The 15,439-nt window shown below is 57.2% G+C and carries 8 protein-coding genes; all 8 read left to right on the forward strand.

Annotated features, from left to right (window positions below; genetic code table 11):
• The first annotated feature begins 200 nt into the window (after positions 1-200).
• The 8 genes from ACFPB1_RS22225 (at position 201) to ACFPB1_RS22260 (ending at position 15,335) form a co-directional block, all read left to right on the forward strand.
• A complete protein-coding gene (locus tag ACFPB1_RS22225) occupies positions 201-782 on the forward strand; it encodes a CDP-alcohol phosphatidyltransferase family protein (protein WP_379228312.1) in 582 nt (193 codons plus the stop codon).
• 152 nt (positions 783-934) lie between these two features.
• Complete coding sequence (gene fabZ / locus ACFPB1_RS22230) at positions 935-1,366, forward strand: 3-hydroxyacyl-ACP dehydratase FabZ (RefSeq protein ID WP_379228313.1); 432 nt, start codon at positions 935-937, stop codon at positions 1,364-1,366.
• 63 nt (positions 1,367-1,429) lie between these two features.
• Complete coding sequence (locus ACFPB1_RS22235; protein WP_379228314.1) at positions 1,430-3,142, forward strand: phospho-sugar mutase; 1,713 nt, start codon at positions 1,430-1,432, stop codon at positions 3,140-3,142.
• Between the two features lie 59 nt (positions 3,143-3,201).
• Positions 3,202-5,313, forward strand: coding sequence for a DUF5693 family protein (locus ACFPB1_RS22240; RefSeq protein ID WP_379228315.1), 2,112 nt, complete (start codon positions 3,202-3,204; stop codon positions 5,311-5,313).
• Positions 5,262-6,473, forward strand: coding sequence for a polysaccharide pyruvyl transferase CsaB (gene csaB, locus ACFPB1_RS22245; protein WP_379228316.1), 1,212 nt, complete (start codon positions 5,262-5,264; stop codon positions 6,471-6,473). Before ACFPB1_RS22240 ends, csaB begins: the two co-directional genes overlap by 52 nt.
• 230 nt (positions 6,474-6,703) lie before the next feature.
• Positions 6,704-7,837: a glycosyltransferase family 4 protein gene (locus ACFPB1_RS22250; protein ID WP_379228318.1), complete on the forward strand. Its 1,134-nt coding sequence runs from the start codon at positions 6,704-6,706 to the stop codon at positions 7,835-7,837.
• A gap of 173 nt (positions 7,838-8,010) precedes the next feature.
• Positions 8,011-12,171, forward strand: coding sequence for an S-layer homology domain-containing protein (locus ACFPB1_RS22255; RefSeq protein WP_379228320.1), 4,161 nt, complete (start codon positions 8,011-8,013; stop codon positions 12,169-12,171).
• A 587-nt stretch (positions 12,172-12,758) separates the two neighbouring features.
• Positions 12,759-15,335 carry an S-layer homology domain-containing protein gene (locus tag ACFPB1_RS22260; protein ID WP_379228321.1) on the forward strand — a complete coding sequence of 859 codons (2,577 nt, stop codon included), beginning with the start codon at positions 12,759-12,761 and terminating at the stop codon, positions 15,333-15,335.
• The last annotated feature ends 104 nt before the right edge of the window (positions 15,336-15,439 follow it).

Below are 15,439 nucleotides of genomic sequence, written 5' to 3' on the forward strand. Positions count from 1 at the left end.
GACCGGCGCCGGAGAGGGCCCTCGGGGGCAGGTTTTATTTTTTCCAGCGTAGCGGTATAATGGGTAAGAATGTCTGTCGCGCCAGGGGGACCGGAATACGCGGGCTTTCCCTGAACGGCAACGACCCGGGCCATCCATGCCCCCGCCTGCCGTCCGAGCAAGCCGATCGCCCTTAGTTCATAAGGAGGCGTAAGCATTTGATGAATGTTCCGAATTTGCTCACCCTGCTGCGATTCGCGCTCATTCCCGTGTATGTGGCCGTGTTCGTCTCGGACGTCACGAATCATATGAAATGGGCGTTCCTGGTCGTGGTGCTGGCCGGGCTCACCGATATTTTGGACGGGTATCTGGCGCGCAAGTACGGGCAAGTGACGACGGTCGGGTCTATGCTGGATCCGCTGGCCGACAAAGTGATGATGATCGTCGTGATCCTGTCCCTGCTGCTGACGGGCCATATTCCGTGGAGCGCGGGAGCCGCGATCTTCGTTCGGGACGCGGGCATGATCGCGGGATCGGCGTATTTTCACTTTCGGGGGAAAAAGACGGTACCCGCTAACTGGATGGGCAAGCTGACCACGGTGCTTTACTACGCGGCCATCTTCTTCATCTTCTTTGAAATGCCGTGGGCGCGGACGTATCTATGGGGCGTCATCGCTTTCTCCTTCGTCACGACTTCCATTTACATCGGGCTGTTCTTGGCGTTGAACCGCGAGGAGAAGAAGGCGGAGGACCGCGGCGTCCCGGCCGGGGACAACGGAGAGAACCACGCGCGAGAGGCTTAGGGTGAACGTAAAAAGGAGACTGAACGCAGGCGTGAAGCGGCGCGCTCAATCTCCCTTATCTTAACCCCCACGACTGCAGTTCGTGTAGGATGGCCTTATTGTGGCACAATAATAAGCAATTTATAACACGCAGGACGAAAGGGAGTTCGCGAATGCTCGATATTCAACAAATCCAGGAAATCATTCCGCATCGGCCGCCGTTTCTGCTGGTCGACCGCATCCTCGAGGTGGAGGACGGCAAGCGCGCGGTCGGGCTGAAGAACGTCACGATGAACGAGCCGTTTTTCACCGGCCATTTTCCGGCGTACCCGGTCATGCCGGGCGTGCTGATCGTCGAGGCGCTGGCGCAGGTCGGCTCCGTCGCGATCCTGAAAGTGGAAGCGAACCGCGGCAAGATCGGCTTCTTCGCCGGCATCGACAACTTCCGCTTCCGCGGCCAGGTAACCCCGGGCGATACGTTGATCCTGGAAGTGGAGATCACGCGTCTCAAAGGGCCGATCGGCAAAGGACAAGCTACCGCCAAAGTCGGAGACAAGATCGTGGCCGAAGGCGAAATTATGTTCGCGCTGAAGGATCCGGAATAAGAATTGACGGTTCCGCGGCCTTCGGCGATTGAATGATATCAAATAAAAAAACCTATGGAGAGGATGCTGGAGATGAACCAAACTGCTGTTGCACGCTACGAGGCTTGGCTTGCTGATCCTTCGATTGACGCCGCTACGAAAGAAGAACTGGCAACTCTTCGGGGGAACGACAAGGAAATCGAGGACCGCTTCTACCGCGATCTGGAGTTCGGCACCGGCGGCCTTCGCGGCGTGATGGGCGCCGGCACGAACCGGTTGAACGTCTACACCGTCGGCAAAGCGACGCAAGGCCTGGCGAACTGGACGCTGACCAAATCGTCGTCGCCGTCGGTCGTCATCGCCCACGATTCGCGCAACAATTCGCCGGAGTTCGCCCTGGACGCCGCGCTCGTACTGGCCGCGAACGGCGTCACGGCGTACTTGTTCCGAGGGCTTCGCCCGACGCCGCAGCTGTCGTTCGCCGTTCGCGCGCTGAAGGCGACGAGCGGCATCGTCATCACGGCCAGCCACAATCCGCCGGAGTATAACGGCTACAAGGCGTACGGCTCCGATGGCTGCCAGCTCGTGCCGGCTGACGCGGAGCAGGTCATCGGCGCGATCCAAGCCGTGACCGGGTTCGATCAAGTGAAGCGGATGAGCCGCGAGGAAGCCGAAGCGAAGGGGCTGCTCCGCTGGCTGGGCGACGCGGAGGACCAGGATTACGTGCGCACGGTCGCCGCGCAAAGCCTGAACCGCGAACTGCTGCAAAACGGGCTCGGCGATGCGCTGACGGTCGTCTACACGCCTCTCCACGGCGCGGGCAACATGCCGGTCCGCAACGTGCTTGCAGCTGTCGGTCTCTCCAATGTGCATATCGTGAAGGAGCAGGAGCAGCCGGACGGGTATTTCAGCACGGTCAAGTCGCCGAACCCGGAAGAGCGCGAAGCATTCACGCTGGCCATCAAGCTCGGACAGGAGATCGGCGCGGACCTCATCATCGGCACGGACCCGGACAGCGACCGGATGGGCGCGGTCGTCCGCAACAACGAAGGCGAGTTCGTCGTGCTCTCGGGCAACCAGTCCGGCGCGATCATGGTCCATTACTTGCTCGGCACGCTGAAGGAGCGCGGCCAGCTGCCGGCGAACGGCGCCGTCATCAAGACGATCGTGACGAGCGAGATGGGCGCGGACATCGCCAAATCCTACGGCGCGGCGGTCATCAACACGTTGACGGGCTTCAAATATATCGGCGAGCAAATGACGAAGTTCGAGCATACCGGCGAGCATTCCTTCCTGTTCGGCTACGAGGAAAGCTACGGTTACCTGGCCGGCACGTACGCCCGCGACAAGGATGCGGTCGTTGCGTCGCTGCTCATCAGCGAAGCTGGCGCGTACTATAAGAGCCAAGGCAAGACGCTGTACGACGTGCTGCTCGAGCTGTACGCGCAGTTCGGCTACTACCTGGAGGGCCTGGAGTCCCGGACGCTCAAAGGGGTGGACGGCGTGCAGAAGATCGCCGGCATCATGGCAGACTGGCGCGACAACCCGCCTGCCGAAGTGGCCGGCGTGCGCGTAACGCAGGTGCTGGATTACCTGCCGGGCATCGAAGGTCTGCCAGCCGAGAACGTCCTGAAGTATTTGCTGGAGGACGGTTCGTGGTTCTGTCTGCGTCCTTCGGGCACGGAGCCGAAGATCAAAGTGTATTTCGCCGTGCGCGGCCAATCGCTGAGTCATTCGCAGGATGTCATCAAGGCGCTGAAGGATGCCGTTATGGCGCGCGTCGACAGCAAGGCTTAAGCAGAAGCTTCCTGGCGGGGCGCAAGCCCCGCCAGGATTTATATTAAGGAGTGGAAGTTGTGCGTCCGAATTGGCACCAATGGAATCGCAAGGCAGTCGCCGTATTAAGCGTCCTGATCATCATCGGCATCATCGCGGCCATCCCCGTCGGCGCGGAGCGCTGGAAGGTCGAGCGTTCGTCCAAGCAAGTGGAGCTCGTGTTCGACTACCGGGACCTGCTTCAAGTAGCGGCTTATAAAAATCATCCGCAGCAATACGTGCGGGACGAGCTGGTCAAGATGAAAGCGGCCGGCATCGGCTCGATGGCCGTCTACGAAACGTCGCTGCAAGAGCTCAAATGGGGCGGGCGCATCTCGCTGTACAGCTCGGCCACGCTGAGCGACCTGCAGGGCAAGCCGCTGAAGCAGGACGAGAATTACACGTACCTGCTGTTCAATTCCAAGCAGGATGAAGACGCGCTTCGCCCCGTGATCGAGAACACGTTCAAGCAATGGGGCATCGCCACGGCGCCGTGGAGCTTCAAGGACAATAACGGCCTCAAGATCGAGACGCCGGTCGAAGACGCCATGCTGAAGACGATGCAGCCGGACCCGGCCGCCGTTCAAATGCTTCACGACGCCGGCTTCCGCATCGTGCCGCGCTTGTCCGACCGCATTCCGTACAACGCCGAAGACGTGGACAAGCTGTTGGCGTCCTACGAGGCGCTCGGCGTCACGCGGATCCTGTTCGACGGCAACGCCGTCAAGGGCTTTGCGGACAATGCCGAGAAGAAAACGCTGACGCATTTCGCCGAGACGCTCAACAAGCATGGTATCGGAATCTCGACCATTGAGAATTCTAAGCCTCAGCAGGGCTTGGGCACGCTCGCGTACCTGACGCATTATAATGTAGCCCGGTTGTACTCGCTCCCGGACAAAGATGCCGCGGCCATGAAGCCGATCGACATCGCGGACCGGTTCCAGCTGGCCGTGAAGGACCGCAGCATCCGGATGTTCTACATTAATGCCGCGCCGGCCAGCAATGCCGCGAAGTCGTCCATCACGGATCCGATGGACAACATCTACAAATCGCTGCAGGGCAAGGACGGCTTCCTCGCGAAGCTGGACGAGCTCGGGTATAAGCCGGGACCGGCCTTGCCGTTCGAATACGAGTCGCCGTCTTGGCTGAAGCCGCTGAAGGCGCTCGTCGCGCTCGGGGCGATCGCGTTCATCGCGCTGCTGATCCAAGTCTTCTTGCCGGGCGTCGCCATTCCGGTATTCGTGATCGGCTTGGTCGGCAGCGCGGGGCTCTACGTACTGTCCAAGTCCGTTTTCGAGCAAGGCTTGGCGCTCGGCGCCGCGATCAGCGCGCCGACGCTGGCCATGATCTGGGCGATCCGCCGCGTGCGGACGCATACCGTCGGCAACCGCCGGCCGATCGGCGCGACGGACGGCAACGCCGCGGCCCGCGCGGACGGGCAGCTCCGCTGGTTGTTCCCCGGGATCACGGCGTGGCGCCGTCTCCTGATGGCCGTGGCCATTTTCGCGACGACGTCGGTTATCTCGCTGTGCGGTATTCCGTTCGTGGTCGGGCTATTGAACAACATCACGTACAAGCTCGTGCTGGAGCAGTTCCGCGGCGTCAGCCTGCTGCATCTCGCTCCAATCGCCTTGACGGCGCTCTACCTGCTGCTTTATACGGGCGACTCCGTCATCGGCAATATCCGGAAGCTGCTGAAGATGCAGATCACGGTGCTGTGGGTAGCGGTCGCCGCGGTCGTGGGTATGTTGGGCTTGTACTACTTGTCGCGGACCGGCAACGAGGGCTCGGCTTCGGCCATTGAGCTTGCGTTCCGCAACTTCTTGGAGACGACGTTCGGCGTGCGTCCGAGGACGAAAGAATTCCTGTTGTCGCACCCGCTCTTTTTTGCCGGATTATTCCTTGCGCTTCGCTACCGCGCGGCGTGGGTATTATTTATTGTAGGATCGATCGGCCAGCTGTCGATGGTGGATACGTTCGCGCATATTCATACGCCGCTGGCGATATCCATTATTCGCGACTTGCTCGGCCTGGTGCTGGGCGCGTTGATCGGCTTGGTGCTGATCGGCGTGTGGCAGGTCTTGGAAGGAGCATGGAAGCTATGGGCACCGCGGTTCGTCAAGGCCAAACCGGCTCCCAAATCCGTCGGGTAGTCATCTCCGGCTACTACGGGTTTCGCAACAGCGGCGATGAGGCCGTGCTGAAATCGATTCTGTTCGCGCTGGCAGAAGAAGGCGCGTCGCAGGGCGTGCGGATCGAACCGGTCGTGCTGTCGGCCGATCCGGCCTGGACGACCGCGATGTACGGCGTCGAGGCCGTCCATCGGATGAAGCTGGGCGAGATCGTGCGCGCGCTTCGCGGCAGCGACGGCCTCATCAGCGGCGGCGGCAGCCTGCTGCAGGACGCGACCGGCGCTGCGACGATTCCGTATTATACCGGCATCATCCAGCTGGCGCAGCTGCTGCGCAAGCCGACGTTCATCTACGCGCAGGGCATCGGCCCCGTGAATCGCCGGTGGATGGACCGGCTCATTCGGGGCGTGATGCGGCGCAGCGCGTACGTGTCCGTGCGCGACGCGGAATCCGCCGAGCTGCTCGGGCGGATGGGGGTGCCGCGCGACCGGATCGACGTGGTGCCCGATCCGGTCATGGCGCTGCCGCTCCCGGCAGCGCAGCCGCTTGCGGGCCATGCCGCAAGCGGGCAAGGGTCCGCCGGGGCGGAGCCGGCGGACCGGGCGGGCGCGAGCGCGCCGCCGGCGGCGGCGGGGAATTCGCCGCTGCCGGTGGTCGGCGTGTCCTTGCGGCATTGGCGCAAGGACGGGGCCGACCTGGCGCGCGCCGCCGCCGCGCTCGGCGCGCTGGCCCGCAGCCGGGCGGTGCGGCTGCGGTTCCTGCCGTTCCACACGCCGGCGGACGCCGAGGCGTCCCGGCAGGTGATCGCGCAGCTGGGCGAGCTCGGCGCCAGCGTCGCCGAAATCGCCCAGCCCGGCGACGATCCGCAGCAGATGCTGCTTGAAGTCAGCCGGTGCGACGCGCTGTTCGGCATGCGGCTGCACGCGCTCATCTATGCGGCGAATCAACGCGTGCCGCTCGTCGGCTTGTCGTACGACCCGAAGATCGACCAGTTTCTGAACCGGCTCGGGCTTAGAGCCGTCGGCACGACGGAATCGCTCGATCCCGGCGCGTTCGCGGCCGCGGTCGGCCGGCTGCTCGACGATCCGGCGCTGTGGCGGACGTCGCACGGTTCCGCGATCGACCGCTTGCAGCAAGAAGCGCGCATCCCGGCGAAACAAATCGTCTCGAAAATTCGTTAATCTAGATATAGACGCCACCACTCATCCAGTCTTTGGTTCCTGCGGACATCTAGTTATTCGCCTGAAAAACGAAGCGAAAGCGTTGTATGAGAGAGAAAATGTCGCAAAACCATGCCCAAGCACGCGAAATCGTTGCTTATTTCGTGTAAATTGCTTGAAAATGAGAGTGGAGTTTCTTTTTCAAAACGCGTATAATTCATTCCGGCGATAGCTATGAAAGGGAGATGGAAATGAGTCACGTCGTTCTCTACACCGTCGCATTCATAATTTCATTATGTCTTGCGCTGGCGCTCACCCCGCTCGTCATCAAGCTGGCTTTCAAAGTCGGGGCGATCGACAAGCCGAATCACCGAAAAGTGCATACGAAAATTATGCCGCGTATGGGCGGTTTAGGTATATATGCCGCATTTATCGGTGCATACTTCGCCATCCAACCGTTTATTCCGGAAGGTCTCTTCCGCAGCTACGATAAGAACTTAGTCAACGCGCTGCTCGCGGGCGGCTCCATCATCGTCTTGATCGGCGCCCTGGACGACCGGTTCGAACTGTCGGCGAAGGTCAAGCTGCTTGGCCAAATCATCGCCGCGTGCGTCGTCGTCTTCGGCTTCGGCGTCAAAATCGACCTGCTGAACATTCCGTTCGGCGAAGCGATGCAGCCGGTCGCGTCGTGGATCAGCATCCCGCTTACGATCATTTGGATCGTCGGCGTCACGAACGCGATTAACCTGATCGACGGCTTGGACGGGCTTGCGGCCGGCGTGTCCGGTATTGCAATCGGCACGATCCTGGTCATGGCCGCGGTCATGGGCTTCGCGCCGGTCATTCTGCTGAGCGCGCTGCTGCTCGGCGGCGTCATCGGCTTCCTGGTCTACAACTTCCACCCGGCCAAGATCTTCATGGGCGATACCGGGTCGCTATTCTTGGGCTTCGGCCTTGCGACGCTCTCGATGCTCGGCTTCAAGCAGGTCACGATGGTTTCGTTTGTGACGCCGCTGCTCATCATCGGCGTTCCGCTCTCGGATACGTTCTTTGCGATCGTGCGCCGCTGGGTCAATAAGAAACCGATTTTCGCGCCGGACAAAGGCCATCTGCACCACTGCCTGCGCGAGCTCGGGTTCAGCCACCGCCGGACGGTGCTGATCATTTACGCAATTGCGGCGTTCTTCGGGTTGTGCGCGGTTCTGCAATCGACGCTCGTCGAGTCGGACGCGGCGAATTGGATTACGTTCGGCGTTATCCTGGTCCTGGTGTTCTTCCTCCAGATCGGCGCGGAGCTGATCGGCATCGTCGACAAGTCGCGGCGGCCGCTGATCAACTTCCTGCAGCGACGGCTGCTGCGGACGGAACAATCACGTTCAAAATAACATCACATTCCGGCATGATCGAAGCTCCTTTCCCCTCGGGGAAAGGGGCTTTTTTGCGTATTTCAGCCGCGAGGGCGCCCGGGTTTTCGGCGTGCGACTAAAGTTTCGGGTGTAGGAAGCCGATAACAGAGATACATCAAACTCTGATTGTGGAATCAGTGAGGAGGCTTACCGTGATTAGGAAATTAGGCATATGGCTCGTCTTGGTGGCGCTGGTCATCCAGTTGGTGCCGGCCAGCAAGCTCGAAACCGCCAACGCCGCGACAGGCAATTTCACGTTCCCGACCGAGAGCGACCAGATTGGCTCGCCCCGCGTTACGACGGACGAACGGATTACCTTGACCGGTACGATCAACAACGTCGACCCGACCTCGATCTCGTACAGCGTGTACCAGATCATCGACCCCGCCAATCCGGATAAAGTGGGAAGCACGCGGGAGAACCTCACCAGCAACGTGTCGGTGAACGGGTTCAACGTGCAGATTTTCAATATTCAGCTCTTTCCCGGCTTGAACAAAATCACGTTCAAAGGCACGCAAGGCGGCGGAGAGGTGACCAACTCGATCTACGTAGAGTACCGCAACGGACCGATGCTGTATGATTTGACGGCGAATCTGGATGGCAACAGCTTCCCGATCGGCGATAACGGCAGCACGACCGTGGTGCAATCCAATACGTCGCGCGGCCGGGATACGGCCGATATCAGCATTACGGGCAAGGCGCCGAACGCGCAGCAGGTGACGATTATCGTCAACGGCGCGAGCAAGACGTACTCCGTCAACAGCAGCAACGAAAACTCGTTCGCCGCGGCGCCGATCACGCTGCAGAAGGGCAAGAACCTCGTGACGATTCGCGTCAAGAACGGTACGCAAGTCATCGAGACGACGCGCGACATCGCGTTCTATAACGGAAGCGTCACGTTTTACGATGTGAACCTCAACGAAATGAACGGCGGCACGACCGTGCAGTCGGCGGCGCTGGAATACAGTCCGAACTTCGTGGTGACCACGAGCAACACGCTGAAGGTCACGGGTAAAGTCATCGTGCCGAACAGCGTGTACGAGGAAATTACCGATCCATCGACGACGCCGCCGACCAAGGCGACGCTGCCTCACCCGGATCCGACCAGGTCGCTGGCTTCCTTGAAAGCGGCGATTAAGAAAGCAACGGATGCCTCCTATGCCGACCTTACGTCCGCGATTAGCAATGTGACGATCGTCGGTACGCCGTCGGCGACGGACAAGTTTTTCATCTTCCAATACGAGATCGATCTCGGCGCGATCTCGGCTAAGTCGCTGGACGTGCTGTACAACTTGAAACTGACGGCGCGCAACGAAGAAAACGCCCATTTGAATCTCACGCCGACCGAGCAGGGGACAGATGCGCTCTATTTCACGCTGCACGACAAGGATAAGCCGTACATCGGCCAAATCAACTATTTGCCGGGGTACAAGCCGAACAACTACCAAGGCATTGAAGGCGTGCCGCTCGACGGCAAAAACATTTACGGGCTGCCGGTTGGCATCGAAGTACTGGTCGGCAACCCGGCAGGTTCCGATGATGTAACCATTACGAGCATCGCGGACAATTTCGGTCATACGACGAAGCCGACGAAAGTCGGGCTGCCTTCGGCAGGCGAAACGCTTCCGTCCGGCCAATACGCCCAACGCGACATTTCCACGGTGACGCGGACCGTTAACGGCGTGCCGCAAGTGTTTACGCGCGTCATCTTGGAATTCTACAAGATGCCTTACGAAGGCACGCAGACCATTACGGTCCAAGTCGGCACGGGAAATACGGGCACCGCGAAGTTCACGATGCTCTATGGCCCGTACGTCAGCTACAACACCATCTTCGACGGTATGACGATCTTGGACGATTCGACGAACGCAGACCGCGTAATGGATCTGATTCATAATAAGCTGGGCGATTTCAAAGGCGTCTTGCAGAATATTAACAACACGGCAGAGATTAATTACGATACGGGGAACAACAAACCGCGAACGGTGTACTTCTATATCAATAACGTGCCGTTTCCGTTGAGGCCGGCCGGAGCAGGGACGGACAACACGCAGTTCGAATTGGACGATTCGGCGGATCCGGATGTCTACGTCAAAGCCCTGAACGCGTTGTTCAACGGGGAGAACGAAATCAAATTCGTGTTCCAAAGCTCGAAGAGCTACTACGAAAAAGTCGTCAAGGTCAATAAGGTGCCGACCAACCTGCCGATCATTCCGGCGAACAATTCGGGTGTCTACCCGTTCACGTTCACCGATACGATCAGCGATCCGAAGCCGATCCTGAACGATCCGAACTTCGCGAAGAACGGCGCGCTCTATACGACGACGGAGCCGTTCATGAACATTTTCGGCACGTTCGACTTTATCGACTTGGGCAAGTCAGAGCAAGCGGTGCGCGATAAAATGACATTCTTGCTGACCGCGGATAACAGCGGCCATGTACCCGCGAGCGATTATATTCTCAAAATCACGGGCGCAACGCTGGCGGCTCCGCTGACGTGGAAGCTGACGGATCCGTTCCAAATCGTCGACGGCGATACGCCGATCGGGATGTATCCGGCCAATGCCAGCATTAACGGCAACCTCGTCGTTCGCTACGATCTCGCCACGCAGGCCTTCCAATTCCTGCTCAAGAAGCAAGAACTGAACGCCGACGGCAGCTCCAGCGTCTATCTGTTTAACGTGTACAACAGCGGCGAGACCGGCCCGAAGGCGACCTATCGCCTGGAAGTCGATCCGACCGTGCTGCCGTACAAGATTCTTCGTCCGTACCTGCCGGCGGAGGGCATCGTGAACAAGAACTTCGTCGACGTCATCATCAACGCCAAAGGCGCCGACAAAGTCACGATCAATAAGCAGGCTGCCGAGAAATTCGCGTACGACGCCGACAACAATCCGGCCAACGGCATCGAATACCCGAATGCGTTCAAGGCGACCATCAATGGCCTGAAGCCCGGCGTAAACAAGATCAGCTTCACCATCGAGAGCGCGTCGGACAAAGTCAGCAATTATCTCGAAGTCACGTACACGCCGACGAACATTCCGGGCGCGCAGTTCCTGGATGACATGAAGACGTCCAACAAGATCTTCGACGGCGCGGTGACGCTGACGTTCCCGAAAGGCGCCGCACTGATCCGGAGAGACTTCAACGTTCCGGCAGATTTGAAGAACCAGGTGTTCACGGGACATAAGCTGCTGTTCGCGATCGCGAATCCCGAAGACGGCGTCGTCGACCGGCGGGAATACGACAGCCCGCCGCCGGATTTCGATTTGATCATGCAGAACTTCGGTACGCGCTTCAGAGTCTCGTTCCCGACGCGTTTCTCGAAGTCCAGCCCGGTCTATTGGATCGACGCCGGATTGGCCGACGACACGACGACGCCGACGTACGACCCGCTGAAGATGGGCGTGGATCCATACCAGTATCCGGGCGCGACCGGTCCGGGCGGCACGAGAATCCCGACCTATGACGAGCGGCCGGACGACCGCGAGCTCATCGCATCGAAGCGCGGCACGTTGTCGCTGTCGTTCGATCCGAACATCCGCAACACCGCGGGGACGATCGTGACGGTGTTCCGCTACGACGTGAAGAACAAGTTCTGGGTCAACCTCGGCGGAACCGTGGATACCAAGAAGAACACGATTACCGTTCCGTTCGACCAGTTCGGCTACTATGTCGTCGCGAAGATGACGTATTCGTTCTCGGACGTCACGAACCACCCGTATGCCCGCAACTATATGGAGGCCATCTTCTCCAAGGGCATTATGAACGCGGCCAACTTCGACGATTTCGGTGCGGACATGTATACGACGCGCGGCGAGTTTACGCGGATGGTCGTCAAGGCGATCGATATTCCGCTTAACTACGAATTAAGCAAGCCGCACTTCGACGACGTGCCGCCGATCATTAACCAAGACGCGCTGTGGGATTACAGCTACATCGAAACGGCTGCCCGCGAAGGCATCATCCGCGGCACCCAGCCGCGGGCATTCGAGCCGACGGCGAATCTCTCCCGCGGCGATGCGGCCGTCTTCTTGGCCCGCGCGCTCAACCTGAAGCTGGAGACCGATCCGAAGAAGATCGACACGGCGCTGCAGAAGTTATTTAAAGACTATGCCGACATCAACTACTATGCCAAGGCGTCCGTACTCGCCATCGCGAAGAAGGGGTACATCCAGGGTTCGCCGATCGATCCGAAAGATTTGAAGAAAGGCTATACCTTCGAGCCGAATTCCAGCCTGCTTCGCTCGGACGCGTCGATCATCATCGGTAAAATGATGGCCGACCTGAAGCGGCTCCCTAAACTCAACTGAATTGGATGACATCGGACTGCCTGGGAGAACCCCGGGCAGTCTTCTTGATCCTGCATCGATTTCTAACGTTTAGTGGAGTTCGCTATACATGGGAAATGTTATCTATCGACGTCTATAGGTCATTCGGTCTATAATTGGTAGGCGTGGTAGACGAGCCCTCCCGATTCATGCGATTTGTCGACAAATTTCTGGAAAAGCGGCGCCGAAAAAAGAAGTTAAAAGATTTTTCTCCGGCATCGCAACTTTTTAGAAACCTGTGCGTTTAAATACATGGAGACGGCGGTAAGGAAGCTTATCTGGCCTCTGATGGAGCTTGGAATGATTTGTGAATTAGCTCTTTACGCTAGTAAGTGCCCATTGTATAATGTTAAAGTGGCGTTTGGACTCTACCATTTTTTTCATGTCTTCTTTTGTTTACAAGATTCTGCGACAAGTTCTTACAAGGAGTTCTTTTTGCAGACATAATTTATATGAATATGCTCAACTCGTGAAAGGGGGTGAATCGGACAATGAGACATTCGAGCAAACAATATCCTAAACAAAACTCTCAAGACCCGAAGCAATTTAGAGGAGGAGAAAAAAAGGTTATGAAAAAAAGTTTATCCCTCGTAGTAGCAGCAGCTATGACGCTGACGACGGCGTCCGTTGCATTCGCTGACACGGCTCCAGCAACGACTGACCTGACTGCACAACAAAAGTTCGACGCTCTGAAAGAACTCGGCATCTTCAACGGTTATCCAGATGGTTCCGCAGGTCTTGACAAGCAAATGACTCGCGCTGAGTTCGCGAAAGTACTTACGAAGCTCGCTAAGCTGACGGAAAACGCAGCAGCAGCAAAAATCTACACGGACGTTCCGGCTACTCACTGGGCTGCTCCATTCATCGGCGCTTCCACGGAAGCTAAACTGATGAACGGTCTGGGCGCTAACAAGTTCGGTCCATCCGGTCAAGTAACGATCGAGCAAATCGCGAAAGTTGCTGACCTCGTTGCAGGCCTCGAGCCAGTTGAAGGCGACGTATCCGGCAAAGTGTCCGCATGGGCAAAAGGTTATGTAGCTGCAGCTGTTAAAGCCGGCCTCCTTCCTGAGCTTCCTTCCTACCAAACAAACGCAACTCGCGAATTGCTGGTAGAAGTTACTTACGACCTGGCGAAACCAGTTGAAAAAGAACTGAAAGCAGTTAAGGCAGTTCAATCCGGCTCCAAAAAAATCACGGTTACTTTCAACCATGCGGCAAGTGCTGAAGATAAAGCTCCGTTGACGTATGAACTGAAGTCCGGTCCTACTTCTTATCCTGTAACAGCAACGTACTCGGAAGACAACACGACCGCTGTACTGTCTGCTGCATACCTGCCAACTGGCGACTTCACGTTGACTGTTAAAGGCAGCGATCCGATCAACTTGAAGATCGAAGCTGAAGCAGCTAAGAAAATCGACATCACGGCAACGACGGTTCAACCGGCGGCTAACCAAGATCTGGGCGTAAAAGTTTACAACCAGTTTGGTGAAGCAATGTCCGTAAGCCCAACGATCTCTTCCTACAACGTAACGAAGGGCAAGCAACTGGGCAACGGTAACACGCTGAACCTGCAAGCAGGCGCAGCTGACGAAGCTGCTCTGAACGACAACATCCTGGTAACTGCCGTTTACCCAGCAGCAGGTCTGTCGATCAACAAAACGCTGAAAGTAACGAACGGCAGCGCAGCAACGTCGATCAAAATCGACGAAGTTAAGCCGCTGAACGGCAGCGCTCGCGTTTCCATCAACCAAACGGGTCTGGTTCTTCCAATGACGCTGGTAGATGCAAACGGCGCTACGGTTAAACTGCCTGCAGGTACTGCAACACTTGCGAATGGTCAAAACAGCCTGTCCTACGCTGGTCTGGTATTCTTCATCAGCGACAGCGCCATCGTAAATGGTTTCTCCGTTGATACGAACGGCGTAATCACGTTCAACACGCTGTCTAAAGCGGGTACTGTATATATCACGGTTACTAACCCGGCTACTCAAGCTACGGCTAACCTGGCACTGGTAGTTAACGATGTAGCGAAAGTGAAAACTTTCCAACTCGGCAACTCCGGCTCGGTCATTGTTAAAGGCGAAAAAGTTGTTCTTCCTTACACAGCTATCGATACTTTCGGCAACCCAATCGCGCCTAAGGATCTTTCGCTGGCAAACGTGAAGTTCAATGCTTTCGGCACTGAAATCACGCCTGTTAAGAACGCTAAGGGCGAACTGGAGTTCAAGTTCAACCAAACGGGCTCCACGAACATCTATGTTTATGTAGATGGCGTTCAACAAACTTCCAGCGTTGGTATCGAAGTACGCGACGAAGCTAAGTATACTGCCGTTAACGGCATCAAAGACGTAGCTACTTCGTACGAAGTCGGCGCAAGCAACGAGTTCGACCAAGACAACATCACGCTGATCGACAACTACGGTCGTGTCTCCAATGTTGCTGCAGGTCACTTCGCCGTAACAAGCAGCGCTCCTGGCATTGTCGCTTACGAAAATGGCAAACTGGTTGCTAAAGCTGCAGGTACTGCAACGATCACGGTTTCCTCTGATGCTAACACGGGCATCACGAACCACACGTTCACTGTAAGTGCTGTAGCATCCAGCTCGATCACTTCCTACGCTATCGACTCGATCGGTACGCTTTATGGTAAATCCGACGGTTCCGCGAAAGCCACTCACGCTGCGGAAGTTACTCTTGTTGGTAAAACAGCAAGCGGCGTAACGGTAGCACTGGTTTCCGACGTACCTGACTTCGTAACCGTGCTTGACGAGTCGGTCCTGAAAACAACCGGTACTTCGGTATACGGCTTGAAAGCAGGTAAAACGACGGTTTCGGCTTACTTCAACGGCGCGAAAGTTGCTGACCAAGAAGTAACGGTTTCCGAAGATGCACCGGTAGTTAAAACAGTCGAGTTCGACAAAGACGAGTACACGACGAAAGTTGGCGCTACTCCTACCGTTAAGGTAACGGTGAAAGACCAATACGGTAAAGTAATTGCGAATCCGGTTGGTTCGATCCTCGTTAACGACAAAACGATTGTTGACAACAACCTGAAAGGTCTGAAAGTTGGCAGCACGACGATTACTTACGTCGCTTCTAACAACACGCAAGACACTGCAGTAGTTGTAGTCGAAGCAGCTAACTAATAGCCGCAAAGAGAACAGGCGAGGGAAACCTCGCCTGTTTTTTTGCATTTTGTTTGCAACTTATTCATACCTTCTTCATTTCTCTACGCTATAATTAAACAAAG

Origin of the sequence: Paenibacillus sp. GCM10023250, assembly GCF_042653205.1 — a bacterium.
GTDB lineage: Bacteria > Bacillota > Bacilli > Paenibacillales > Paenibacillaceae > Paenibacillus_Z.

Bases quoted from the DNA above. Each gene is read 5' to 3' on its own strand.
- ACFPB1_RS22225 (WP_379228312.1), top strand. From the start codon at position 201: ATGAATGTTCCGAATTTGCTCACCCTGCTGCGATTCGCGCTCATTCCC.
- fabZ (WP_379228313.1), top strand. From the start codon at position 935: ATGCTCGATATTCAACAAATCCAGGAAATCATTCCGCATCGGCCGCCG.
- ACFPB1_RS22235 (WP_379228314.1), top strand. From the start codon at position 1,430: ATGCTGGAGATGAACCAAACTGCTGTTGCACGCTACGAGGCTTGGCTT.
- csaB (WP_379228316.1), top strand. From the start codon at position 5,262: ATGGGCACCGCGGTTCGTCAAGGCCAAACCGGCTCCCAAATCCGTCGG.
- ACFPB1_RS22250 (WP_379228318.1), top strand. From the start codon at position 6,704: ATGAGTCACGTCGTTCTCTACACCGTCGCATTCATAATTTCATTATGT.
- ACFPB1_RS22260 (WP_379228321.1), top strand. From the start codon at position 12,759: ATGAAAAAAAGTTTATCCCTCGTAGTAGCAGCAGCTATGACGCTGACG.